Origin of the sequence: Krasilnikovia cinnamomea (assembly GCF_004217545.1) — a bacterium.
In the GTDB taxonomy this organism is placed as follows: domain Bacteria; phylum Actinomycetota; class Actinomycetes; order Mycobacteriales; family Micromonosporaceae; genus Actinoplanes; species Actinoplanes cinnamomeus.
This window is the reverse complement of record NZ_SHKY01000001.1, coordinates 5,307,252-5,329,627: the sequence shown is the minus strand read 5'-3', so window position 1 is coordinate 5,329,627 and position 22,376 is coordinate 5,307,252. Positions and strand designations below refer to the sequence as shown.

The following is a 22,376-nucleotide window of genomic DNA, read 5'->3' as shown; positions in this document are numbered from 1 at the left end:
CGCCCTTTCCATGAAATGTGCCGGGGTACCTTTTTCCGAGATTCACCGCCGCCTGGGGTTGTCGCGGAACACGGTCGCCTCGTGGATCTATGGGGCGCGCGCCACCCGGATCACCGATGACCGCTGCCCGTTCTGTTCTCGGCCCAGCCGTCCGGTGGACCGGCCCAGCGACTACGCCTATCTCCTGGGCATGTACCTGGGTGACGGCCACCTGCTCACCACGCGACGCGTGCCGCTGCTGAAGGTTGCATGCGATCTCCGCTATCCCGCGGTGATCGCGGAGGTCGGCGAAGCCATGCTGGCGTGCGGCGCCCGTACGGTCGGGCATCAGCGGCGTGACGGCCGTGATGACGTCCGGTCCTGGTGGGTCCATTGGCCGTGCCTGCTGCCCCAACACGGACCGGGGAAGAAGCACGAGCGCCGAATCGCGCTGTCCAAATGGCAAGAGGAAATCGTGGACGTTCATCCCGGCCGTTTCCTGCGCGGACTCTTCCATTCCGACGGGTGCTGCACACAAAATCGGGTTGTCCGCAACGGAAAGGAATACAGTTACCGACGCTACATGTTTACGAACAAATCGGCAGATATCATGTCCGAGTGTCAGAAGGCACTCGACCGTCTCGGTGTCGTCTGGCGGATGTGCAGTCCCATCCAGCTGTCAGTCGCGCGCCGCGACGGCGTGGCCGTGCTCGACCACCACGTCGGTCCAAAGAGCTGAGGCCCCGGGCCCGCCCGCGCCCCGAACGCACGGGCGGGCCCGAGGGTGCTGCCCGGGTGCACGGCGGCCGGTGCCGGGGCCCCAGAGCAGCGCGGGTGCGCGCCGGTCAGTTCACCGGCCAGCGCGCACCGGTCATGGTGTCCTCCGGATACCGCTCAGGCCGCGAGTTCGGCGGCCCCGGCAGATGGTTCGACGTGAGCCGCCGGGCCGTCACCTGAGCGTGGTACGGGGTGGCCCGGGCCGGGGCGACGGCGCGCGCCGTGGCTTCGGCGTGTGCGGTGGCCGCCCCGGTGCGGGTCATCCGTTGCCAGCGCAGCCGCCCGCCGAGCAGGGCCATGACGGCGGACTGGACCACCACGAGGTACATGAGCTGCCGGTAGAGGATCTGCTGCAGCGGCAGGCTCCACAGCGGGCCGAAGCGTTCCCGGTCCAGGTACAGGGCGTATCCGGCGGTGGCCACCTGGACGGCGGTGAAACCGGCCCAGACGGCGGCGGCCTTGCCCACCGGCAGGAACAGCAGTCCGTAGAGGCCGTACACGTCGACCAGGGGGGCGCTGAGCGGCAGCAGCACCTGGAAGAGCAGCAGGTAGCTGAGGCCGCGGCGGCCGAGACGGCCGGCGGCGCCACGCTGGGCGAGCGCCCGCCGGTGTTTCCACATCGCCTGCATGGTGCCGTAGCACCAGCGGTAGCGCTGACGCCAGAGCTGCCGCAGGGTGGCGGGGGCTTCGGTCCAGGCGATGGCGTCGGGTTCGTACACGACGCGCCAGCCCGCCCGGATGATGGCCATGGTGAGGTCGGTGTCCTCGGCGAGGGTGTCGTCGCTGACGCCGCCGATGTCGCGGATGGCGGCGCGGCGGAAGGCGCCGATGGCGCCGGGGACGGTGGGCATGCACCGGGCGATGTCGAACATGCGGCGGTCGAGGTTGAAGCCGATGACGTATTCGAGGTGCTGCCAGCGGCCGAGCAGGCCCCCACGGTTGGCGACCTTGGTGTTGCCGCTGACGGCCCCGACGCGTGGGTCGCGCAGCGGCTGGATGAGGCGGCCGACGGCGTCGGGCGCGAAGACGGTGTCGCCGTCGACGAGGATGAGCACCTCGCCGTGGGCGTGCCGGACACCGGTGTTGAGCGCGGCGGGCTTGCCCGCGTTGGCCTGCCGGATGACGTGGACGCGGGGCAGACGCAGCCGTTCGACGATGTCCGCGGTGCCGTCGGTGGAGCCGTCGTCGACGACGATGACGTCGAGGTCGGGATAGTCGCTGCCGACGAGCGAGCGTACGGTCTCGGCGATGTTGGCGGCCTCGTTGTAGGCGGGGACGACCACCGTGACCCGGCCGAGGTGGGCGCGCGGGACCTGCTGTTGCCCTCGGATGCGGCGGCGGTGGCGGCGGGCGGCCCACACCTGCACGGCGAGGCGGATCGCGGCGAGGGCGACCGCGGTGACCATGAGGACCGTCATCGCCCCGGCGAGCCAGCCGCCGGCGCGCTGGGCGAGTCGCACGGCGGTCCCGCGCCACCGCTCGCCGGCGGTGGCGCGCGGGGCGGAGCCGAGGCGGAGTGCTTCGGAGACGGTGACGAACCGGTATCCCTCCCGCTGCAGTTGCGGGATGAGCAGGTCGAGGGCGGCGACGGTCTGGCTGCGGTCGCCGCCGGAGTCGTGGAGCATGACGACCGCCCCGGCACCCCGGGCCGGGGTCGCGGCGCGGGCGATGGCGGTGGCGCCGGGGCGGCGCCAGTCGTCGGTGTCGTGGTCGGCGAGCACGACTAGGTAACCGGCGTCGGCGATGTGGCGCAGGCCGTCGTAGTCGGTGCCGGTGATCGCGTCGGGTTCGGAGGAGTACGGCGGCCGCATGAGCACGGGCCGGACGCCGGTGGCGGCGGCGATGGCGTTGCTGGTGAGGCTGAGTTCGGCGCGCAGCAGCCAGGGCGCCGTGTGGGCCGCGGGTACGTGGGTGAACGTGTGCGAGCCGATCTCGTGGCCTTCGTCGTGGGCGCGGCGGACCAGGTCGCGGTGTTCGTTGATCTGAGCGCCGAGCATGAAGAAGGTGGCCCGCGCGCGGTGCCGGTCGAGCACGTCGAGGATGGCGGGTGTCCACGCCGGGTCGGGGCCGTCGTCGAAGGTCAACGCGATGGTCTTGGCGGGCATGCCGCGGGTGGTGACGGTGCCGTCGGCGGCGATGCGCTGCACGGGTGCGCCGCCCGTGACGGCGGTGGGCGCGGCGGGGGCGGCGGTGTCGGGAACGGGCTGGCCGGTGCCCTCGGCTCCCGCGTGCGTCACGTAGCCGTTGAGGCAGAGCAAGGCCAGCACGAATACCAGTACGAGGGCGAGCAGGGCCCAGTGCGCCCGGGGCTCGGGTCGCCGCACGCGCCTTCCCGTGGTGGTCACTTCTTCTTGCCCCGGGCCGTGGGGGTGTGGCTGGGCACCCGGCGGTGCGGGTTGCCGTCGGGCGTGGCGCTCGCGGTGGCGCTCGGTGTGCCACTGGGGTCGGGGGTCGCCGACGCCGTGGCCGCAGCGGCGGGGGCCGTGGTGCGGGGCCGGGTGGCGGCGGTGGGGGCGGTGTGGCTTCGCCCGGCCTTGACGCGTGCGACGGTGCGGTCGGCGCCCGCGCCGGGCAGGCCGGGCAGCGCCCGCGGGGTGCCGACGGTGATGCCGGCGAACATGGCGAGCATGGCGAGGGCGAGCAGCAGGCCGCAGGCGGTGCCCGCGCTGGCGAACAGGCGCCGGCGGCGCCCGGTGCGGTCCACGAAAATCGGGTCGGGGGCCGCGCCGCGACGGCCGGCCGTTGCCTCGGCGGCAGCGGGGCGGCGCAGGCGCACCGTGGCCGCGTCGCGGGTGTCGGCGGCGTACCCGTGGGGATGGCCGTGGTACACCGCCGGCCTCGGGTCATTTCCTGGGGGCGAGTCCGGGTTGGGTGTGCGGTTTCCCGGGTCCGTTGCCGTGTCCGTTGCCATTGCCGGTGCCGTCTCCGTTTCCGTTGCCGGGGTGGCTCGGGGTGGCGGTGGGTTTGCCCTTCTCCTGGGCGGGTTTCGGGTCGCGCGGCGCGGCCGGCTTCGCCGGTCGGCCACGCACGAGGGCGCAGTACCGCGCGATCGCTTCTTCTCCGCCCGCCGCGGCGGCCAGGGCGGCGCGGGCTTGCGCGCTCATGGCCTTGCCGTGGGGGTGTTGGGCAGCGCCCCAGGCGGTGCAGAGGCCGAGGGCATCGGCCCGGCTGGGTGCCGCGGTGCCACCGGTGACCGCCGGAGTCCGGCTCGGCGTCGGGCTGGCCGGTGGCCGGGTGGCGGTGCCTTGGGGGGAGGGGGCACCGCCACCCGGGCCGACCGTGGTGCGGCGGGGGACGGGTGTCGGCGCGGGGACGCCGAGCGCGGAGAAGAGGCGATGCGCACGCTGCTGCGCGCCGTCCGGCAGGGTGCCCGTGGTGGCCGCGGCCGCGGTGCCGGTGGCCGCCAGGACTGCGAATCCGGCCGCCACCTTCATCGCGACCGCCCTGACGGACACTGGTACCCGGACACGGCGTGTTCCCTTCGGGACGTCGATCGGCACGGCACGCTGACGCGCCGCCACGAATCCGGCCACCGCCGCTCGTTCGCCGGCGAGTTCCCGCGGGGAAGCGGGGGCTCGGGCGGCGGCGAGCAGTTGACCCAGCCCCTCGTGTCCGGGGCCGGGCTGATCGCCGGCAACCAGGCGATCGGCCTCGTCGAGGCCGAGTCTCCGGGTTCGCCACGTACGCATCGCACGGGTAAGAGCGTCGCGGGCTCGCATGGCGTTACACCCCCTCGGTGCGGATGGCGCGGGCGGGCGTGGCCACCGGGTTGCGGGCCCGCACCTGCGGGTCGGCGGCGAGGCGGCGCAGGCCGCGCATGGTGGCGATGCGTACGGCGCCGGGGCGTTTGCCGAGCACCTGGGCCGTGGTGGCCACGTCGAGACCGGCGACGACGCGGAGCATGACGGCCTCGGCCTGGTCGGTGGGCAGGGTGGCGATGCGGCTCAGCGCCCAGGTGGTGTCGCTGCCCTCGAACGCTTCGGCCGCGGCGTCGCGGGCGGGGATGCCAGCGGCCTCGTCGGCGAACGTGTCGGTGGGGTGTTCGGGGCGGCGTCCGGCGCGGCGCTGCTCGTCGATGGCCCGGTTGCGGGCGATGCGGAACAGCCAGCCCCGGAACGCGGCGCCGTCGCCGGTGAAACGGTGCAGGTCACGGGCGGCCTGCAGCCACGTTTCGGAGGCCACGTCATCGGCCGCGTCGCCCACGATGACGCGCAGGTAGCGCAGCAGCGCCGGATGCAGACAGCGCCAGAGCACGGCGAAGGCCCGTTCGTCGCCGGTGCTGGCCGCGCGGACCGCCCGGGCGATGTCATCGTCTTGCGACACGCTGTTTCGTCGACTTTCCGATCCGGTGGGGTGGGGGTTCAGGTTCCGATCCGTTGGGGGCAGGGCCAGCACGGTACACCGGCGATCGGGGCGGCGCGGGCGTGGTCCGACGGGCAGGTGGGGCCGTTGCGGCGGGCGGGGTGCAGGTCAGCCCCGCGGGGTCGGCGGGTCGCCCGGTCTTTTCCGCAAACGGCGGGTTCCGTCGGGTGGCTGGTGTTGTCATGGGCAGTAACCAGCACTGGCGGGAGGCTCCATGGTGTGGTCGGGCTCGGCGCCGCGCTCCGGCGTACGTGAACGCGTGTGGGCTGTCCTGCTGGTCATGGGTGTGGCGTGGCTGGGCCTGTCGTGGCTCGTGCTGCGGGCGGAGCCGTCCGATGTCGGGAACGTGGCCGGGCCGGTGCTGTTGTTCGCCGCGGCCAGCGAGGTGGTGCGGGCGCTGGCGGGTGCGCGTACGTGGTGGCTGGGCGCTGCCCTGGCGGTGTTGTTCACCGTGGGCGGGGTGGTGGTGTGGCGAGGTGTGGACTCGTCGTACGCGACGACCGCGGCGGTCGTCGGCGGCTTCCTGATGGTGCGCGGCGTCGCGGACGTGATCGTGGCGACGCTGCTCCGGGAGACGGACCGGATCTGGGGATTCCTGCTGGTGCTGGGCGTGGCCGAGGCGGCGCTGGGCGGGTGGACGGCGGCACCGGCCGCGCGCTCCGCCCAGACGTTGATCGCGGTGCTGGCGGGGTTGGCGTTGGCACGGTCGGTGGCGGATCTGATCGGGGCGCTGCAGTTGTGGGAGGGGCCGCGGGCGTCGTTGCTGGAGTTGTCACCGGAGCGGGCGGCCGGAGTGGCCGGGTTCGCGGCGGGGCTGTCGGCCTATCCGGAGTCCATCCCGCAGCCGCCGTCGAGGCACCGGGGGGTGGCGCGCGGATCGGCGGCGGGGTTGTCGGCGTTGTCGGCGCCGGGCGGTTCCGGTCCGGGGCTGGCCGGCTTGGAGCTCGCCGAGCCCGGCCCGGGCTGGCCGACCGCTGCCGGGCCGACCGGCGCGGACCCGACCGGCGCGGCGTCAACCAGCGCCAGGCCGACCGGCGCGGCGTCTACCGGCGCCAGGCCGACCGCAGCGGGGCCGACCAGGGATGGGCTGACCGGAGCCGGGCCGACCGGAGCCGGGCCGACCGGCCCGGGAGCGCCGGGTTCATGGTCGGCGGGCGCGGAGCCCCCCTGGCCGGGGCAGGCGACCGCGGGACCCGCCGCGGCACGGCAGCCGGGCGCGGGAGCGGCCGGAACCCGGGCGACCGGCACGGCGCCCGTAGGGCCCGCCATCGACGGGGGCGTGACACCGGTCGGGGGCCGGCCGACGAGTTTCCACGACGAGGTGCTGCGGACCACGGCGGACCTGGACACGATGCTGGCGATGGCCGGGGTGACCGGCTCGGCCACGGGCGTGGCGGCAGCGGCCCAGCAGGTGGAGATCCCGCCGGTACCGGACACCCCGGAGGGCGTGCTGGCGATGCCGGGCGGGCAGCCACCCACCGGGCAGTGGCCGCCCGGGGCACCGCACGCTGAGCCGCCCGCGGCGGCCCCGGCCACGGGGTTCCCCGACGCGGCGTGGCAGCGCCCACCGCAGGCGCCCGCGCCGCCGGACCCGGGCTGGCAGCGCCCACCCGAGGCGGCCTGGCCACCCCCGTCACCGGCCGTGCAGGCCCCGGCAGTCCAGGCCCCACCGGCCCAGGCCCTCGAGACCCAGGCCCTCGAGACCCAGGCCCTCGAGGCCCAGGCCCTCGAGACACAGGCTCCCGCGGGCCAATCCCCGCCCGCTCAGGCTGCCGCGGCCCAGGCGCCCCCGGCGGCGCCGGCCCACCAGCCGTGGCCTGGTGGGACGCAGGTCTCGCCCGCCACCGGTACGGGCGACGGCACGACGGGCGGGGGACGCCGCCGCGCGGAGTGAGACGCGTACCGAAAGCTTGCCTCCCCAGAACCTCGCCGGTCCGGGGCCCGACACACGGTCAGTCGCCAGGCCGGGGTCCCGGATCGGCGAGGAAGCCACCGGCGGTCAGCCGCCGATGCGGCGCAGCAGACCCTCCTGGACGGCGCTGGCGATGTGCCGGCCGTCGCGGGTGAACATGCGACCGACGGCGAGCCCGCGGCCGCCCCCGGCCGACGGGCTGGTCTGGTCGTAAAGGAACCATTCGTCGGCCCGGAACGGCCGGTGCATCCACAGCGCGTGGTCGAGGCTGGCGCCGATGACCCCGCCCGGCCCCCACACCTCGCCGTGGATGGACAGTACGGAGTCCAGCAGCGACAGATCGGAGGCGTACGTGAGGGCGCAGGCGTGGATGAGCGGGTCGTCGGGCAACCGGCCGTCGATGCGCATCCACACCCGCTGGTGCACGGCCGGGTCCCGGTCGCCGGGTTGCACCCAGCCGGGCGAGTTGATGTAGCGCACGTCGACCGCCTGCGGGGAGGCGGCGAAGGCGGCGGCGCGGTCAGGGTAGCGCTCGAGCCAGTCCGCCATGGTCGGCACGTCCTCGGGCGCGGGCACCTCGGGCGCCGGGCCGTGGTGGTCCAGGCCCTCCTCGGTCAGCTGGAACGAGGCCGACATGAGGAAGATGGCCCGGCCGTGCTGCTGGGCGGTGCAGCGGCGGACCGAGAAGGACCGGCCGTCGCGAATGCTCTCGACGTGGAAGTCGATGGGCACGGTGGGGTCGCCCGCGCGGACGAAATACCCGTGCAGGGAGTGCACGAGGCGGGCCGGGTCGACCGTGCGGCCGGCGGCGACGAGCGCCTGACCGGCCACCTGGCCGCCGAAGACCCGCTGGGCACCCACCTGGGGGCTCTCACCCTGGAAGGTGGCCGCGTCGATCTGCTTGAGGTCGAGGACTTCCAGTAGCTGATCGACCGCGGCCTGTCCGCGCAGGGGCTCGCCCATTACGCGCCGTTGACCGTGGCCGGGTCGACGAGCGAGCCGAGCTGGTGCACCCGCAGCGTGTTGGTGCTGCCGGGCGCGTTGGGCGGGCTGCCGGCCACGACGACGACGTAGTCGCCGGGCTTGGCCAGGCCCAGGCCGAGCAGCGCGCGGTCGACCTGGCGGAACATGTCGTCGGTGTGCTGCACGAAGTCGGTCAGGAACGTCTCGACGCCCCAGGAGAGGGCGAGCTGGTCGCGGACCTCGGGCACCGGGGTGAAGGCCAGCAGCGGCAGCTGGCAGTGCAGCCGGGACAGCCGGCGCACGGTGTCACCGGTCTGCGAGAACGCGACCAGCGCCTTCGCGCCGATGTTGCGGGCGATCTGGGAGGCGGCGACGGTGAGGGCGCCGCCGTGGGTGCGCGGGTCGTGCTGCAGCCGCGGCACGTCGAATGCGCCGTTCTCGGTGGTGGTGATGATCCGGGCCATGGTGCTGACGGTGAGCACCGGGTACTTGCCGACGCTGGTCTCGCCGGAGAGCATCACCGCGTCGGCGCCGTCGAGTACGGCGTTGGCGACGTCGGAGGCCTCGGCGCGGGTGGGGCGCGAGTTCTCGATCATCGAGTCGAGCATCTGGGTGGCCACGATGACCGGCTTGGCGTTCTCCCGGCACAGCTGCACGGCGCGCTTCTGCACCAGCGGGACCTGCTCGAGCGGCAGTTCGACGCCGAGGTCGCCGCGGGCGACCATGACGCCGTCGAACGCCATCACGATCTGCTCGAGGTGGGTGACCGCCTCGGGCTTCTCCACCTTGGCGAGTACGGGCCGGTGCCGCCCCTCCTCGGCCATGATCTGGTGGACGAGCTTGATGTCGTCGGGTGAGCGGACGAACGACAGGGCGACCAGGTCGACGCCCATGTTCAGCGCGAACCGCAGGTCGGCCTCGTCCTTCTCGCTCATCGCGGGCACGCTGACCGCGACGTTGGGCAGCGAGACGCCCTTGTTGTTGCTGACCGGGCCGCCCTCGACGACCAGGCAGCGGATGTCGTTGCCGTCGACGCCGGCGACCTCGACCGCGACCTTGCCGTCGTCGATCAGCAGGCGGTCGCCGACCTTGACCTCCTGCGGCAGCTTCTTGTACGTGCAGGAGACCCGGTCGGGGGTGCCGAGCAGGTCGTCGCTGGTGATGGTGACGGCGTCGCCGGTGCGCCACTCGTGCGGCCCGTTGGCGAACTTCCCGAGCCGGATCTTCGGCCCCTGCAGGTCGGCGAGGACGGCGACCGCACGGCCGGTCTCGCGGGCTGCCTCCCGGACGAGGTTGTACACGTGCTGGTGGTCTTCGTGGCTGCCGTGGCTGAAGTTCAGCCGGGCCACGTCCATGCCGGCCTCGACGAGCCCCCGGATGCGCTCCGGGGAGGCGGTGGCGGGACCCATGGTGCAGACGATCTTTGCGCGGCGTGTCACAGCCATCAGGCTAGTCTCTCTTTCGGATCGGCCCGCTGGCCGATCCCCATGAAGGGGATGAAGGGCAAACGACGCGCGAGTACGGCGTCGAGCGGGCGTCAGCGACCGCGAACCGACCAAGCTTATCGGGCGCCGCGCAGCGCCCGTGCGCAGATGGCCCCTCTAGGGGTACGGGCGGTGCGTGAAGGGGCGCGGGCCGTCCCGCGCCCCTTTCCGTCAGCGGGCGGCGGCCAGCGGCTGCGAGGACGGCCGGACCGGTGCGGGCAGTTCACCGTACGCGCCGAGGTAGCGGTGGATGGCGGCGGCGGCGGCCCGGCCCTCGGCGATGGCCCACACGATCAGCGACGCACCGCGGTGCATGTCGCCGGCCACGAACACGCCGTCGGCGTCGGTCTGCCAGTCGTCGCGGGCATCCAGCGCGCCGCGGCGGTTGCGGGTGATGCCGAACTGGGCCAGCAGCGGCGAGTCCTCGGTGCCCTCGAAGCCGATGGCCAGCAGCACCAGCTCGGCGCGCAGTTCGCGAACGCTGCCCTCGGCCACGGTGACGATGCGCTTGCCGTCGCGGCGTTCGACGCTCACGTCGGCGATGCGGATCGCGGTGACGTTGCCGTTGCCGTCGTCGACGAACTCCTGCACGGCGACGCCGAAGACCCGGTCGCCGCCCTCCTCGTGGGCGGGGTAGTTGCGCAGGATGACCGGCCAGGTCGGCCACGGGTGCAGGTCGGCGGCGCGCACGTCGGGCGGCAGCGGGTACTGGTCGAGCTGGACGACGCCGGCCGCGCCCTGGCGGTGGGCGACGCCGAGGCAGTCGGCGCCGGTGTCGCCGCCGCCGATGATGACGACGTGCTTGCCGCGCGCGTCGATCGGCGTGGTGTCCTGCAGCCCGGCGACGACCCGGTTGGCGGGCACGAGGTGCTCCATGGCGAGGTGTACGCCGTTGAGCTGGCGGCCCGGGGTCTCGGGGGTGTCGCGGCCCGCGAGGGCGCCGCAGGCCAGCAGCACGGCGTCGAAGCGTTCGCGCAGGTCGTCGGCGGTGATGTCGACGCCGACGTTGACGCCGGTCTCGAACACCACGCCCTCGGCCTCCAACTGGGCGAGCCGGGCGTCCACGACCTTCTTCTCGATCTTGAAGTCGGGGATGCCGTAGCGCAGCAGGCCGCCGATGCGGTCGTCGCGTTCGAACACGGTGACCGCGTGCCCGGCCCGGGCCAGCTGCTGGGCGGCGGCGAGCCCGGCGGGGCCGGAGCCGACCACGGCGACGCTCTTGCCGGACAGGGCGGCGGGCGGCTGCGGCTGCACGTACCCGAGGTCGAAGGCGTGGTTGGCGATCTCAACCTCGACCTGCTTGATGGTGACCGCGTCGTCGGCGATGCCGAGCACGCAGGCGGCCTCGCACGGCGCGGGACACAACCGCCCGGTGAACTCCGGGAAGTTGTTCGTGGCGTGCAGGCTCTCCGCCGCGGCCGCCCAGGCGCCGGTACGGACCAGGTCGTTCCAGTCCGGGATGCGGTTGCCCAGCGGGCAGCCGTCGTGGCAGAACGGGATGCCGCAGTCCATGCACCGGGTGGCCTGGTCGCGGATGAGGCTTTCGCTCGCGGGCGGGTACACCTCGCGCCAGTCCTGGATGCGTACCGGCACTGGCCGCCGCTTGGGCAGCTGCCGCTCGTAGCGCAGGAAACCGTTCGGATCAGGCACTGATGCCCCCCATAACCGCCTCGTCGACGTCACGACCGGCGGCCTCGGCGGTCCTGATCAGTTCCATGACGCGCTTGTAGTCGCGCGGGACCACGGCGGTGAACTCCTCCACCGCGGCGGGCCAGTCCGCCAGCAGCCGGGCGGCCACGGCCGACCCGGTCTCGGCGAGGTGCTTCTCCAGCAGGCCGTGCACCTGCTGCTGTTCGGCGTCGGTGAGCGGGGCCAGGTCGACCAGTTCCGGGTTCACCTGGTTCGGGTTCAGGCCCAGCACGAACGCGGTGCCGCCGCTCATGCCCGCGGCGAAGTTGCGCCCGGTGGTGCCGAGCACCACCACGGTGCCGCCGGTCATGTACTCGCAGGCGTGGTCGCCGACGCCTTCGACGACCGCGGCGGCGCCGGAGTTGCGCACCGCGAACCGTTCGCCGGCCCGGCCGCGCAGGAAGATCTCGCCGCCGGTGGCGCCGTACAGGATGGTGTTGCCGGCGATGATGTTGTCCTCGGCGACGAACGGGGCCTGCTCGTGCGGGCGCACGATGATCCGGCCGCCGGACAGTCCCTTGCCGACGTAGTCGTTGACGTCGCCGATGAGCCGCAGCGTCACGCCGCGCGGCAGGAACGCGCCGAACGACTGCCCGCCGGTGCCGCGCAGGGTGAACGCGATCGTGTCGTCGGGCAGGCCGTTGCCGCCGTAGCGGCGGGCGACCTCGCCGCCGAGCATCGCGCCAACGCTGCGCTGCTCGTTGCGGCAGTCCAGCTCGGCGTGCACCCGGGTGCCCTCGGCCAGCGCCGGGGCGGCCAGCGCGATGAGCTCGTTGTCCAGGGCCTTCTCCAGGCCGTGGTCCTGGGCGACGACGCCGCGGCGGGCGGCGCCGTCGGGCAGTTCGGGTACGTACAGCAGCGGGCTCAGGTCGAGTCCGCGCGCCTTCCAGTGGTCGACGGCCGGGGCGGTGTCGATCACCTCGGCGTGGCCGATCGCCTCGTCGATGCTGCGGAAGCCCAGCTCGGCCAGGTAGCCGCGGACCTCCTCCGCGAGGAACAGGAAGAAGTTCTCCACGAACTCGGGCTTGCCGGTGTAGCGCTCGCGCAGCACCGGGTTCTGCGTGGCGATGCCGACCGGGCAGGTGTCCAGGTGGCAGACCCGCATCATGATGCAGCCCGACACGATCAGCGGCGCGGTCGCGAAGCCGAACTCCTCGGCGCCCAGCAGGGCGGCGATGACGACGTCGCGGCCGGTCTTGAGCTGGCCGTCGACCTGGACGGTGACCCGGTCGCGCAGCTTGTTCAGCAGCAGCGTCTGCTGCGCCTCGGCCAGGCCCAGCTCCCACGGCGAACCCGCGTGCTTGAGCGAGTTCAGCGGGGACGCGCCGGTGCCGCCGTCGTGGCCGGAGATGAGGATGACGTCGGCCTTGAGTTTCGCGACGCCAGCGGCGACCGTACCGACGCCGATCTCGGAGACCAGCTTGACGTGCACCCGCGAGGCCGGGTTGACCATCTTCAGGTCGTGGACGAGCTGCGCCAGGTCCTCGATGGAGTAGATGTCGTGGTGCGGCGGCGGGGAGATCAGGCCGACGCCCGGCGTGGCGTGCCGGGTCTTCGCGATCCACGGCCACACCTTGTTGCCGGGCAACTGGCCGCCCTCGCCGGGCTTCGCGCCCTGCGCCATCTTGATCTGGATGTCGTCCGCGTTGACCAGGTACTCCGTGGTGACGCCGAAGCGGCCGGAGGCGACCTGCTTGATCGCGGAACGCCGGGCCGGGTCGTAGAGGCGCTCCACGTCCTCGCCGCCCTCACCGGTGTTGCTCTTGGCGCCGAGGCGGTTCATGGCGATCGCGAGCGTCTCGTGGGACTCGGCGGAAATCGAGCCGTAGCTCATCGCGCCGGTGGAGAACCGCTTCACGATCTCGCTGGCGGGCTCCACCTCCTCCAGCGGCACCGGCGGCCGGTCGGGGTTGAGCTGGAACAGCCCGCGCAGGTGGCCCGCCGACGCGGACAACTCGTCCACCTTGGACGTGTACTGGCGGAACACGTCGTACTGGCGGCTGCGGGTGGCGTGCTGCAGCAGGAACACCGTCTCGGGGTTGAACAGGTGGATCTCGCCCTCGCGGCGCCACTGGTACTCGCCGCCGACCTCGAGGCGGCGGTGCGCCCGCTCGGCCGGGTTCGCCGGGTAGCCCTTGGCGTGCCGCGCCGCGACCTCGGCGTGGATCTCCGCGAGCCCCGCGCCGCCGATGCGTCCGGAGGTGCCGACGAAGTAGCGCTGCAGCAGCTCGTCGTCGAGACCGACGGCCTCGAACACCTGCGCACCGCAGTACGACGTCACCGTCGAGATGCCCATCTTGGACATGATCTTCAGAACGCCCTTGCCGAGCGCCTTGACGTAGTTGCGGACCGCCTTGGACGGGTCCATCCCCGCGAGGGGGCCGGTGGCGATGAGGTCGTCGACCGTCTCGAACGCGAGATACGGGTTGACCGCGGCGGCGCCGTACCCGATGAGCACGGCCGCGTGGTGCACCTCGCGGCAGTCGCCGCTCTCGACGACCAGCGCGACCTGCGTACGGGTCTGTTCGCGCACCAGGTGCTGGTGCACGGCGGCGGTCAGCAGCAGCGACGGGATCGGCGCCAGGTCGGCGTTGGAGTCGCGGTCGGAGAGCACGAGGATGCGTACGCCGTCCTCGATGGCCTCGGAGACGTGGCGGCAGATCTGGGTGAGCCGGGCCTTGATGCCCTCCCCGCCGTCGCGCAGCGGGTACAGCCCCGAAACCCGCACGGCCTTGAAGCCGGGCAGGTCGCCGTCCTCGTCGATGGAGAGCAGCTTGGCCAGCTCGTCGTTGTCGATGATCGGGTACGGCAGCACCACCTGACGGCAGCTCGCCGGTCCCGGGTCGAGCAGATTGCCCTCCGGGCCGATCGTGGTGCCCAGGCTGGTCACCAGCTCCTCGCGGATCGCGTCCAGCGGCGGGTTGGTGACCTGGGCGAACAGCTGGTGGAAGTAGTCGAACAGCAGCCGCGGCCGGGTGGACAGCGGCGAGATCGGGGTGTCCGTGCCCATCGACCCGAGCGGCTCGGCGCCGGTACGGGCCATCGGCGCGACGAGGATCTTCAGCTCCTCCTCGGTGTAGCCGAACACCTGCTGGCGGCGCATCACCGAGTCGTGGGTGTAGATGATGTGCTCGCGCGGCGGCAGGTCCGCGATGTCGATCAGACCGGCATGCAGCCAGTCCTCGTACGGTTCGGCGGCGGCGAGTTCGCTCTTGATCTCGTCGTCGTGCACGATGCGGCCCGCCGCGGTGTCCACCAGGAACATCCGGCCCGGCTGCAGGCGTCCCTTCGCGACGACGGTGGCCGGGTCGAGGTCGAGCACGCCCGCCTCGCTGCCCAGCACGACCAGACCGTCGCTGGTGTGCCACCAGCGGCCGGGGCGCAGCCCGTTGCGGTCGAGCACCGCGCCGATCAGGGTGCCGTCGGTGAACGCGACGCTGGCCGGGCCGTCCCACGGCTCCATCAGGCTGGCGTGGAAGCGGTAGAAGGCCCGCCGGGCCGGGTCCATGCCCGGGTCGTTCTCCCACGCTTCGGGAATCATCATGAGTACGGCGTGCGGCAGGCTCCGCCCGGCCAGGTGCAGCAGTTCCAGCACGGCGTCGAAGTTCGCCGAGTCGGAGGCCTCCGGCGTGCAGATGGGGAACAGCCGCTTGATGTTGCCCGGCACGTTCGGCGACGCCAGCAGCGCCTCGCGGGCGGCCATCCAGTTGCGGTTGCCGCGGATCGTGTTGATCTCACCGTTGTGCGCGATGAACCGGTACGGGTGGGCCAGCGGCCAGGACGGGAACGTGTTGGTGGAGAAGCGGGAGTGCACCAGCGCGATCGCGCTGTCCACCCGCTCGTCGCACAGGTCGGGGAAGAACTCGGGCAGCTGGTCCGGGGTGAGCATGCCCTTGTAGGTGATGGTGCGACAGGACAGTGACGGGAAGTAGGCGGCCACGCCACGCTGCGCGGTCTCCCGTTCGGCCTGCTTGCGGATGCAGAACGCGACCCGGTCCAGGTCGATGCCGTCCAGCGGGTCGCCCGCCGCGCCGTCCTTCGAGCTGGTGAGCCGGTGCGCGGCCAGGAACACCTGGCGGATCGCGGGACGCGCCGCGTCGGCGGTCTCCCCCAGCCCGGACGGGTTCACCGGCACGTCGCGCCAGCCGAGGATGTCGCCGCCCTCGACCAGGGCGTACTTCTCGAACACCGCGATCGCGCGGGCGGCCTCGGCCGGGTCGTTGGGCAGGAAAACCAGGCCGGTGGCGTACTTGCCGGCCGCAGGAAGTTCGAAGTCGACGACCGCGCGCAGGAAAGTGTCCGGAACCTGGATCATGATGCCGGCGCCGTCGCCCGTGTTGTGTTCGGCGCCGCGGGCGCCGCGGTGATCCAGCCGGATCAGCGCCGACAGGCCCTTCGCGACGACGTCGTTGCTGCGCCGGCCGTGCAGGTCTGCCACGAACGCCACACCGCACGCGTCGTGCTCGTGCGCCGGGTCGTACAGCCCCTGGGCGCGATGCTCCGCGGCGGGCAGGTTCAGCGGGTGCGGAAGAGCCACCGGGCCTCCTGTCGTCACTGGTGTTTCGTATCAAGGTCGGGACGACGTCGGCCCTGCAAAGTCACTAGAGTCTACGTTAAGGGTTACCGATCTCCGCCAGAGCAGATTCGTCACACTGCGGATCGATCACACTGCCGTCCGCACGATCCGCCGGCCGCGCGATTGGGTAGTCTCGCGCGGTGGCGCTTCCGAACCCCGACGTGTTCGCACGTCTCGAACGCTTCTACGACGCTGTGCCCCGCGACGCCGCTGTCGCGGAGGACATCGGGAATCTTGTGCTGTTCGTGCGCGACGGTGCGGGCTGGCCTTTCTACGCCCGACCCCGGATAGGGGCGCCGACACCATCTGCGGCCGATGTTACTGCGGTGCGGCAGCGGCAACGAGACCTCGGGATCGCCGAGGCTTTCGAATGGGTGCATGAAACCACCCCCGACCTGCTCGCGGTCGCCCGTTCCGCCGGCCTGGAGGTGCTGCTCGCGCCGCTGATGGTACTGCAGCGGGCGGCGCTGGTGCCGGATCTGCCCCTGCCCGGCGCGCGGATCCGGGTCCTCGACCCGGCGGCCCCCGGCTACGCCGACGATCTTGCCGCCAGCCGGGCGGTCGCCCACCTCGGGTTCGCCGCGCCCGCCACGCCGATGCCCACGCCCGACGCCGACGGGAAACTGGTCATCTCGACGGCGGGCCCCCGCGAACGCGACGCCGCGCCCCGGCCGGAGCAGGCCGAGGTCGAGGCGTCCCGCCAGCGGGCACTGTCCGGGCGGCACACCACCGCGGTCGTCGAGTCGGATGCGGACGGCATCGTGGCCAGCGGGATGGTGCAGCAGGTCGGCGACGTGGCCGAGGTCGCCGGGGTGGCCACCCTGCCGTCGGTGCGCCGCCGGGGGTACGCGTCCCAGCTCACCGCGAGCCTCGCCCGGCAGGCCCTGCAGGCCGGCGCCGACCTGGTGTTCCTGTCCGCCGGTGACGACGACGTCGCCCGCCTGTACTCCAAGATCGGCTTCCGCCGCATCGGCACGGCCTGTATCGCGGAGCCCGCCCCCGCGCCCATGTGATCCGCCCGGAGCGCCGGGGGCGGAATCCGCACCCCGGCCGCGACCCCGCCGGGGCTACTCCGGGGGCTGCCACTGCGCGGCCAGGCCCTCCGCATGGCCGAGCATGCGCGGGCGCAACGCGCCGAGCGCGGCGTCGCGGGCCCGCAGCGCCAGCCGTCCCCGGGCCTGCACCACCGCCGACATCCGCCGCATCTGACGCACCACGCTCGTCGTGCGCGGCCGCCGGGTCCGGCTGTACGTGTCGATCGCCGCGCGCAGCTCCGGACCGGGCCGGGCCGCGCCCACCAGCGCCGCGAGCGTCGCCACGTCCTCGAACGCCAGGCAGGCCCCCTGCCCCAGGTGGTGCGGCATCGCGTGGCCCGCGTCGCCGACCAGCACCACCCCGCCGGGCCCGGCGCCGAAGCCGTACGCGCGGGGCAGCGGACGCAGCTCACGAACCTCCTGCGGGACCAGATCCTCGGGGTGGGTGGCCGCCAGCAGCTCCGGGATCGGGGCGTGCCAGCGCGCGAACCAGCGGCGCAGCAGCGACAGCTGGGTGGCGGGCGGCTCCGGCCGGGGCGCGCCCGCGGCGGTGGCGACCCAGTACATGCCGCCCCGGCCGGCGGCCCGCTCGCCCAGCGGCATGGAGACGAACCGGTAGCCCGCGCCCAGGGTCTCGCCCCCGGCGGCCAGCTCCGCGCTCAGCCGGGGCATCCGGTAGCCCGGGACGACCGCCTGCCACGCCGCGAAACCGGAGCCGACCGCCACGGACTCCGGCGCCAGCGCGCGGCGTACCGGGCTGTCGATGCCGTCCGCGGCGACCACCAGGTCCGCCTCGAACACCGTGGGGCCGTCCGCGACCGACGGGCGGCGCCCACGGCCGACGCGCACGGTGTGCACCCGCGCCCCGGTACGGATCTCCACCCGGTCGCCGAGGCCCGCGACCAGCGTGTCGTACAGGTCCTCCAGGTGCACCACGGCGGGGGCGGGCCCGGCGCCGGGCCGGCTGCGGGGCGCCACCAGCCAGCCGCCGTCCGGGCGGCGCACACCGCCGTCGGGCAGCGGGGCGGCGATACCGGCCCAGCCGCCGCCGGGGTCGATGGCCTCCAGCGCCCGCCGCCCGTTGGCCCACAGCACCAGGGCGGTCGGTGGCGCGGCGATGCGCTCACCGCGTTCCAGCAGCGTCACCCGCCAGCCGGTACGGGCCAGCGCGCCGGCGGCGGCCAACCCGGCCATCCCGGCGCCCACCACCACGGCCGTGCGCACGTCACCGCCTCCCGCCGGGGCCGTCGGGTCAGCGCTCGTCGGTGGGACCGGCCGAGGAACCGGCCGGCTGGGTGCCATCCCCGGTGGCCGAATCCGGCGCGGCGGAGTTCCGGCCGGAACCGGCCGTGGAGCTCTGGTCCCCGCCCGGCGCGGCGGGCGGCTGGCTTGAATCCGGCCCGGCGGCCGCTGCGGCGGACGACGGGGTCTCCCCGGGCGACGCCCCGGACGGGGCCACAGCCGGTGCGTCCTCGGGCGGCAGGATGCCGGTCCGCTCGTACGCCCGGAACCGTTCCTCGCTGACCACCTGGTACGCGCGCGGCGCCTTGGCCCGGTCCGGTTCGGCGCTCTCGGTGACGTCCACCTGGCCGATGTCGCCCGCGGCGGGCTCGGGGGCGGAATCCGGCGCGTCGATCGGCACGACGTACTCGCGGGGGCCCTTGACCAGCAGGAAGTACGCCAGGGCGCCGAGGAACACCACGATCGAGGTGAAGACGTTGAGGCGGATGCCGAAGAAGTGGCTCGCGTCGTCGACCCGCAGCATCTCGATCCAGCACCGGCCCACCGTGTACGCCATCACGTACAGGGCGAAGGCGCGGCCACGGCCGAACTTGAACCGGCGGTCCAGCAGGAACACCAGCCCGGCGACGCCGACGTTCCAGACCGCCTCGTACAGGAACGTGGGGTGGTAGAGGTCGGGCAGGGTGACCGGCTTGCCGTCGATGAGCGTGGCGCGGCCCGGGTTGGACCGGTCCATGTCGTGCACGCGCAGGCCCCACGGCAGGGTGGTGACGCTGCCGTAGAGCTCGTTGTTGAACCAGTTGCCGAAGCGGCCGATCGCCTGTGCGAGGGGCAGGCCGGGGGCGAGCGCGTCGGCGAAGACGCTCAGCGGCAGGCCGAGCTGGCGGGCCGCGATCCAGGCGCCGACCGCGCCGCCGGCCACCGCGCCCCAGATGCCGAGGCCGCCCTCCCAGATGTAGAACGCCTGGATGGGGCTGCCCCCGGCGCCGAAGTAGTCCTGCGGCGACGTGATGACGTGGTAGATGCGGGCGCCCACGATGCCGAACGGCACGGCCCACACCGCCATGTCCAGCGACGCCCACGGGGCCACGCCTCGGCGGCGCAGTCGCACCTCCATGACCAGCACGGCCACGACGATGCCGAGCACGATGCACAGCGCGTATGCGCGGATCGGGAAACCGAACACGTGCCAGACGGACACGGTGGGGCTGGGGATTGCGGCGAGCGTCACGGCTGCACAGGCTACCGCCGTACGGCGCGGAGGCAATCCCCAGGGCGGGCGGTGCGCCCGGTCAGCGCCGCGGGTTGCGGACGCCCTGCGCCAGTTCGGCGCTGAGGGCGCGCAGCCGCTGCTGCCCGGTCGCGGTGTCGGGGGCCTCCAGCACGCACCGGATCAGGGCGCTGCCGACGATCACGCCGTCGGCGAACCCGGCCACCTCGGCCGCCTGCGCGCCGGTCCCCACGCCCAGGCCGACCCCGACCGCCATCTCCGGGTCGGCCGCGCGGATCCGGGCGACCAGCTCCGGTGCCTGCTGGGAGACCTGGGAGCGGGCGCCGGTGACGCCCATCAGGGCGGTGGCGTAGACGAAGCCACGGCAGTGTTCGAGGGTCATGGCGAGGCGCGCGTCGGTCGAGGACGGGGAGACCAGGAACGTACGGTCGTTGCCGTACCGGTCGCTGGCGGCGAGCCACTCGGCCGCCTCGTCCGGGATCAGATCCGGGGTGATCATGCCGGTGGCCCCGGCGGCGGCGAGGTCGCGGGCGAACGCGTCGACGCCGTACCTCTCGATCGGGTTCCAGTACGTCATGAGCACGACCTGCGCGCCCGTGGCCGCGACCGCCTCGATGACGCGCAGCGTGTCCCGGGTGCGCACCCCGTTCGCGAGGGCGATGTCGCTGGCCTTCTGGATCACCGGCCCGTCCATCACCGGATCCGAGTACGGCAGTTCCACCTCGATGACGTCGCACCCGGCCTCGGCCATCGCGACCATCGAGGCGATGCTGTCGTCCACGGTCGGGAACCCGGCGGGCATGCAGCCCACGAGCAGCGCCCGCCCCTCGGCGCGGGCCTTGCCGAACGTCTCGGCGATGCTGGTCACGAGTTCTCCCCGGGGACGATCGTCGAGACGTCGCCGAGCAGCCCGAAGTACGCCCCGGCGGTGTGCACGTCCTTGTCGCCGCGACCGGACAGGTTGACCACGATGGTGGGGGTGCGGCCCAGCTCGGCGGCCAGCCGGGGGGCGAGGCGGGCGGCACCGGCCAGCGCGTGCGCGCTCTCGATCGCCGGGATGATCCCCTCGGTGCGGCACAGCAGCTGGAACGCGGCCATCGCCTCGGCGTCGGTGACCGGCTCGTAGGTGGCCCGCCCGGTGTCGTGCAGCCAGGCGTGCTCGGGGCCGACGCCCGGGTAGTCGAGCCCGGCCGAGATCGAGTGCGACTCCAGGGTCTGGCCGTCGTCGTCCTGCAGCACGTACGTGCGGGCGCCGTGCAGCACCCCGGAGGAGCCGCCGGTGATCGAGGCGGCGTGCCGGCCCGTCTCCACGCCGTCGCCGCCCGCCTCGAAGCCGTACAGGCGGACATCGGTGTCGGGCACGAAGGCGTGGAAGATGCCGATCGCGTTGGAGCCGCCGCCCACGCAGGCGGCCACCGCGTCGGGCAGGCGGCCGAGCTGCTCCAGGCACTGGGCGCGGGCCTCGGTGCCGATGCCGCCCACGAAGTCGCGGACCAGCTCCGGGAACGGGTGCGGCCCGGCGGCCGTACCCAGGAGGTAGTGGGTGGTCTCCACGGTGGACACCCAGTCGCGCAGGGCCTCGTTGAGGGCGTCCTTGAGGGTGCGCGAGCCGGTGGTGACCGGCACGACCGTGGCGCCGAGCATCCGCATCCGGGCGACGTTGAGCGCCTGGCGCTCGGTGTCGACCTGGCCCATGTACACGACGCAGTCGAGGTCGAGCAGGGCCGCGGCGGTGGCGCTGGCGACGCCGTGCTGGCCCGCGCCGGTCTCGGCGATGACCCGCTTCTTGCCCATCTTCTGCGCCAGCAGCGCCTGGCCGAGCACGTTGCGCACCTTGTGCGCCCCGGTGTGGTTCAGGTCCTCGCGCTTGAGCAGGATCTCCGCACCGACCGCGGCGGACAGCCGCTCCGCGCGGTACAGCAGCGAAGGGGTGCCCGCGTAGTCGCGCAGCAGCCCCGTGAACCGGCCCTGGAACTCCGGGTCGGTCCTGGCCTCGCGGTACGCGGCGTCGAGCTCGTCGAGCGCCTTGACCAGGGCCTCGGGCACGAAGCGGCCCCCGTACCGGCCGAAGTGACCGGCCAGGTCGGGCAGCTCGCTCATCGGACCGGCCTCGGGGTGGCCGGGTGGTTGCCCGCGTTGACCAGCTCGGCGACCGCGTCGCGCGGGCTCTTCTTGGTGACCAGGCCCTCGCCGACCAGGACCGCGTCGGCGCCCGCGGAGGCGTACCGGATCAGGTCGTGCGGGCCGCGCACCCCCGACTCGGCGATCTTGACGACGTTGTTGGGCAGGCCGGGCGCGATCCGCTCGAAGACGGACCGGTCCACCTCCAGGGTCCGAAGGTCGCGGGCGTTGACGCCGATGACCTGGGCCCCGGCGGCGAGCGCCCGGTCGGCCTCCTCCTCGTTGTGCACCTCCACGAGGGCGGTCATGCCGAGCGACTCGATGCGTTCGAGCAGCCCGACCAGGACGTTCTGCTCCAGCGCCGCCACGATCAGCAGCACCAGGTCGGCGCCGTGGGCGCGGGCCTCGTGCACCTGGTAGCTGGAGACGACGAAGTCCTTGCGCAAGACCGGGACCTGCACCGCGGCGCGTACCGCGGCGAGGTCTTCGAGCGAGCCGCCGAACCACCGGCCCTCGGTGAGCACGCTGATGCAGCGGGCGCCGCCCGCCGCGTACTCCCCGGCCAGCTCGGCCGGATCCGGGATGTCGGCGAGCGCGCCCTTGGACGGCGACGACCGCTTGACCTCGGCGATCACCGCCACGCCGGGCTTGCGCAGCGCCGCGTACGCGTCGATCGCGGGAGGGGCCGCGGCGGCCAGGTCGCGGATCTGCTCCAGCGGCACCTGCTCCTGCCGCTGAGCCACGTCCTCGCGGACTCCGGCCAGGATCTCTTCAAGTACGTTCTGCGGTCCGGAGTCCCGGTCGGCGGGCCCGCCTGCGCCCGCTTCCGCCTGATCGGATGTCACGTAATGACCTCCCTCTCCGGGTGCCTTCCGCCCGATGCTAGGCGGGGGCGGTCAACATCGACCCCCCGGGGTGCGACCCACACCACTACGTGGGCGCGGCATAATGCCCTGCCAGGACCCTGTCTCGTTGGTCACAGGCGCATCCGTGGTCCCGCGTGTCG

Annotated in this window: 16 protein-coding genes; 3 read left to right on the top strand and 13 right to left on the bottom strand. The window is 73.5% G+C overall.

All coding sequences use genetic code 11. The annotated features are described in order from the left end of the window. Positions 1-10: 10 nt before the first annotated feature. Complete coding sequence (locus tag EV385_RS24380) at positions 11-718, top strand: LAGLIDADG family homing endonuclease (RefSeq protein ID WP_165449715.1); 708 nt, start codon at positions 11-13, stop codon at positions 716-718. Positions 719-824: 106 nt separating this feature from the next. Here the strand turns inward: EV385_RS24380 and EV385_RS24375 are convergent, their stop codons facing one another. The 4 genes from EV385_RS24375 to EV385_RS24360 are packed head-to-tail and all read right to left on the bottom strand — an operon-like array spanning position 825 to position 5,079. Beyond that, positions 825-3,080 carry a bifunctional polysaccharide deacetylase/glycosyltransferase family 2 protein gene (locus tag EV385_RS24375; protein ID WP_242625048.1) on the bottom strand — a complete coding sequence of 752 codons (2,256 nt, stop codon included), beginning with the start codon at positions 3,078-3,080 and terminating at the stop codon, positions 825-827. Between the two features lie 17 nt (positions 3,081-3,097). Continuing rightward, the gene (locus EV385_RS24370; protein ID WP_130511563.1) at positions 3,098-3,586 is read right to left on the bottom strand and encodes a hypothetical protein; all 489 of its coding nucleotides are present in this window, start codon (positions 3,584-3,586) and stop codon (positions 3,098-3,100) included. Between the two features lie 13 nt (positions 3,587-3,599). Beyond that, positions 3,600-4,445, bottom strand: a complete 846-nt coding sequence (locus tag EV385_RS24365) for a hypothetical protein (protein ID WP_207229916.1) — start codon at positions 4,443-4,445, stop codon at positions 3,600-3,602. A 34-nt stretch (positions 4,446-4,479) separates the two neighbouring features. Next, on the bottom strand, positions 4,480-5,079 hold the full coding sequence (locus tag EV385_RS24360; protein ID WP_130511561.1) for an RNA polymerase sigma factor: 600 nt from the start codon (positions 5,077-5,079) through the stop codon (positions 4,480-4,482). A gap of 253 nt (positions 5,080-5,332) precedes the next feature. Here EV385_RS24360 and EV385_RS35760 point away from each other — a divergent pair, with 253 nt between their 5' ends. After that, entirely contained in the window at positions 5,333-7,012 is a 1,680-nt protein-coding gene (locus tag EV385_RS35760) for a hypothetical protein (protein WP_278045005.1), read from the top strand. A 105-nt stretch (positions 7,013-7,117) separates the two neighbouring features. Here EV385_RS35760 and EV385_RS24350 read toward each other — a convergent pair whose 3' ends face one another. The 4 genes from EV385_RS24350 to gltB form a co-directional block, all read right to left on the bottom strand. After that, positions 7,118-7,993 carry an acyl-CoA thioesterase gene (locus EV385_RS24350; protein WP_130511560.1) on the bottom strand — a complete coding sequence of 292 codons (876 nt, stop codon included), beginning with the start codon at positions 7,991-7,993 and terminating at the stop codon, positions 7,118-7,120. Then, complete coding sequence (pyk, locus tag EV385_RS24345) at positions 7,993-9,438, bottom strand: pyruvate kinase (RefSeq protein ID WP_130511559.1); 1,446 nt, start codon at positions 9,436-9,438, stop codon at positions 7,993-7,995. The genes EV385_RS24350 and pyk overlap by 1 nt, the downstream gene beginning before the upstream one ends. Positions 9,439-9,648: 210 nt before the next feature. Beyond that, positions 9,649-11,127, bottom strand: a complete 1,479-nt coding sequence (locus tag EV385_RS24340; RefSeq protein WP_130511558.1) for a glutamate synthase subunit beta — start codon at positions 11,125-11,127, stop codon at positions 9,649-9,651. After that, positions 11,120-15,703, bottom strand: a complete 4,584-nt coding sequence (gene gltB / locus EV385_RS24335) for a glutamate synthase large subunit (protein ID WP_130511557.1) — start codon at positions 15,701-15,703, stop codon at positions 11,120-11,122. The genes EV385_RS24340 and gltB overlap by 8 nt, the downstream gene beginning before the upstream one ends. 179 nt (positions 15,704-15,882) lie before the next feature. Between gltB and EV385_RS24330 the strand changes: the two genes are divergently transcribed. Next, positions 15,883-16,755: a GNAT family N-acetyltransferase gene (locus EV385_RS24330; protein ID WP_242625047.1), complete on the top strand. Its 873-nt coding sequence runs from the start codon at positions 15,883-15,885 to the stop codon at positions 16,753-16,755. A 54-nt stretch (positions 16,756-16,809) separates the two neighbouring features. On the opposite strand, the gene EV385_RS24325 is transcribed toward EV385_RS24330, so the two are convergent. The 5 genes from EV385_RS24325 to trpC all read right to left on the bottom strand — a co-directional run bounded on the left by EV385_RS24325 (position 16,810) and on the right by trpC (position 22,137). Continuing rightward, positions 16,810-18,000 carry an FAD-dependent oxidoreductase gene (locus EV385_RS24325; RefSeq protein WP_130511556.1) on the bottom strand — a complete coding sequence of 397 codons (1,191 nt, stop codon included), beginning with the start codon at positions 17,998-18,000 and terminating at the stop codon, positions 16,810-16,812. 28 nt (positions 18,001-18,028) lie between these two features. Further along, a complete protein-coding gene (lgt, locus tag EV385_RS24320; RefSeq protein ID WP_130511555.1) occupies positions 18,029-19,249 on the bottom strand; it encodes a prolipoprotein diacylglyceryl transferase in 1,221 nt (406 codons plus the stop codon). A gap of 61 nt (positions 19,250-19,310) precedes the next feature. After that, a complete protein-coding gene (trpA, locus tag EV385_RS24315) occupies positions 19,311-20,117 on the bottom strand; it encodes a tryptophan synthase subunit alpha (protein WP_130511554.1) in 807 nt (268 codons plus the stop codon). Beyond that, positions 20,114-21,349 carry a tryptophan synthase subunit beta gene (gene trpB / locus EV385_RS24310; RefSeq protein WP_130511553.1) on the bottom strand — a complete coding sequence of 412 codons (1,236 nt, stop codon included), beginning with the start codon at positions 21,347-21,349 and terminating at the stop codon, positions 20,114-20,116. Before trpB ends, trpA begins: the two co-directional genes overlap by 4 nt. Then, the gene (gene trpC / locus EV385_RS24305) at positions 21,346-22,137 is read right to left on the bottom strand and encodes an indole-3-glycerol phosphate synthase TrpC (RefSeq protein WP_242625347.1); all 792 of its coding nucleotides are present in this window, start codon (positions 22,135-22,137) and stop codon (positions 21,346-21,348) included. The genes trpB and trpC overlap by 4 nt, the downstream gene beginning before the upstream one ends. Positions 22,138-22,376 lie beyond the last annotated feature (239 nt).

Excerpts from the sequence above, each read along its gene's own strand:
- EV385_RS24380 (WP_165449715.1), top strand. The coding sequence starts at position 11 with ATGAAATGTGCCGGGGTACCTTTTTCCGAGATTCACCGCCGCCTGGGG.
- EV385_RS24365 (WP_207229916.1), bottom strand. The coding sequence starts at position 4,445 with ATGCGTACGTGGCGAACCCGGAGACTCGGCCTCGACGAGGCCGATCGC.
- EV385_RS35760 (WP_278045005.1), top strand. The coding sequence starts at position 5,333 with ATGGTGTGGTCGGGCTCGGCGCCGCGCTCCGGCGTACGTGAACGCGTG.
- EV385_RS24350 (WP_130511560.1), bottom strand. The coding sequence starts at position 7,993 with ATGGGCGAGCCCCTGCGCGGACAGGCCGCGGTCGATCAGCTACTGGAA.
- pyk (WP_130511559.1), bottom strand. The coding sequence starts at position 9,438 with ATGGCTGTGACACGCCGCGCAAAGATCGTCTGCACCATGGGTCCCGCC.
- trpB (WP_130511553.1), bottom strand. The coding sequence starts at position 21,349 with ATGAGCGAGCTGCCCGACCTGGCCGGTCACTTCGGCCGGTACGGGGGC.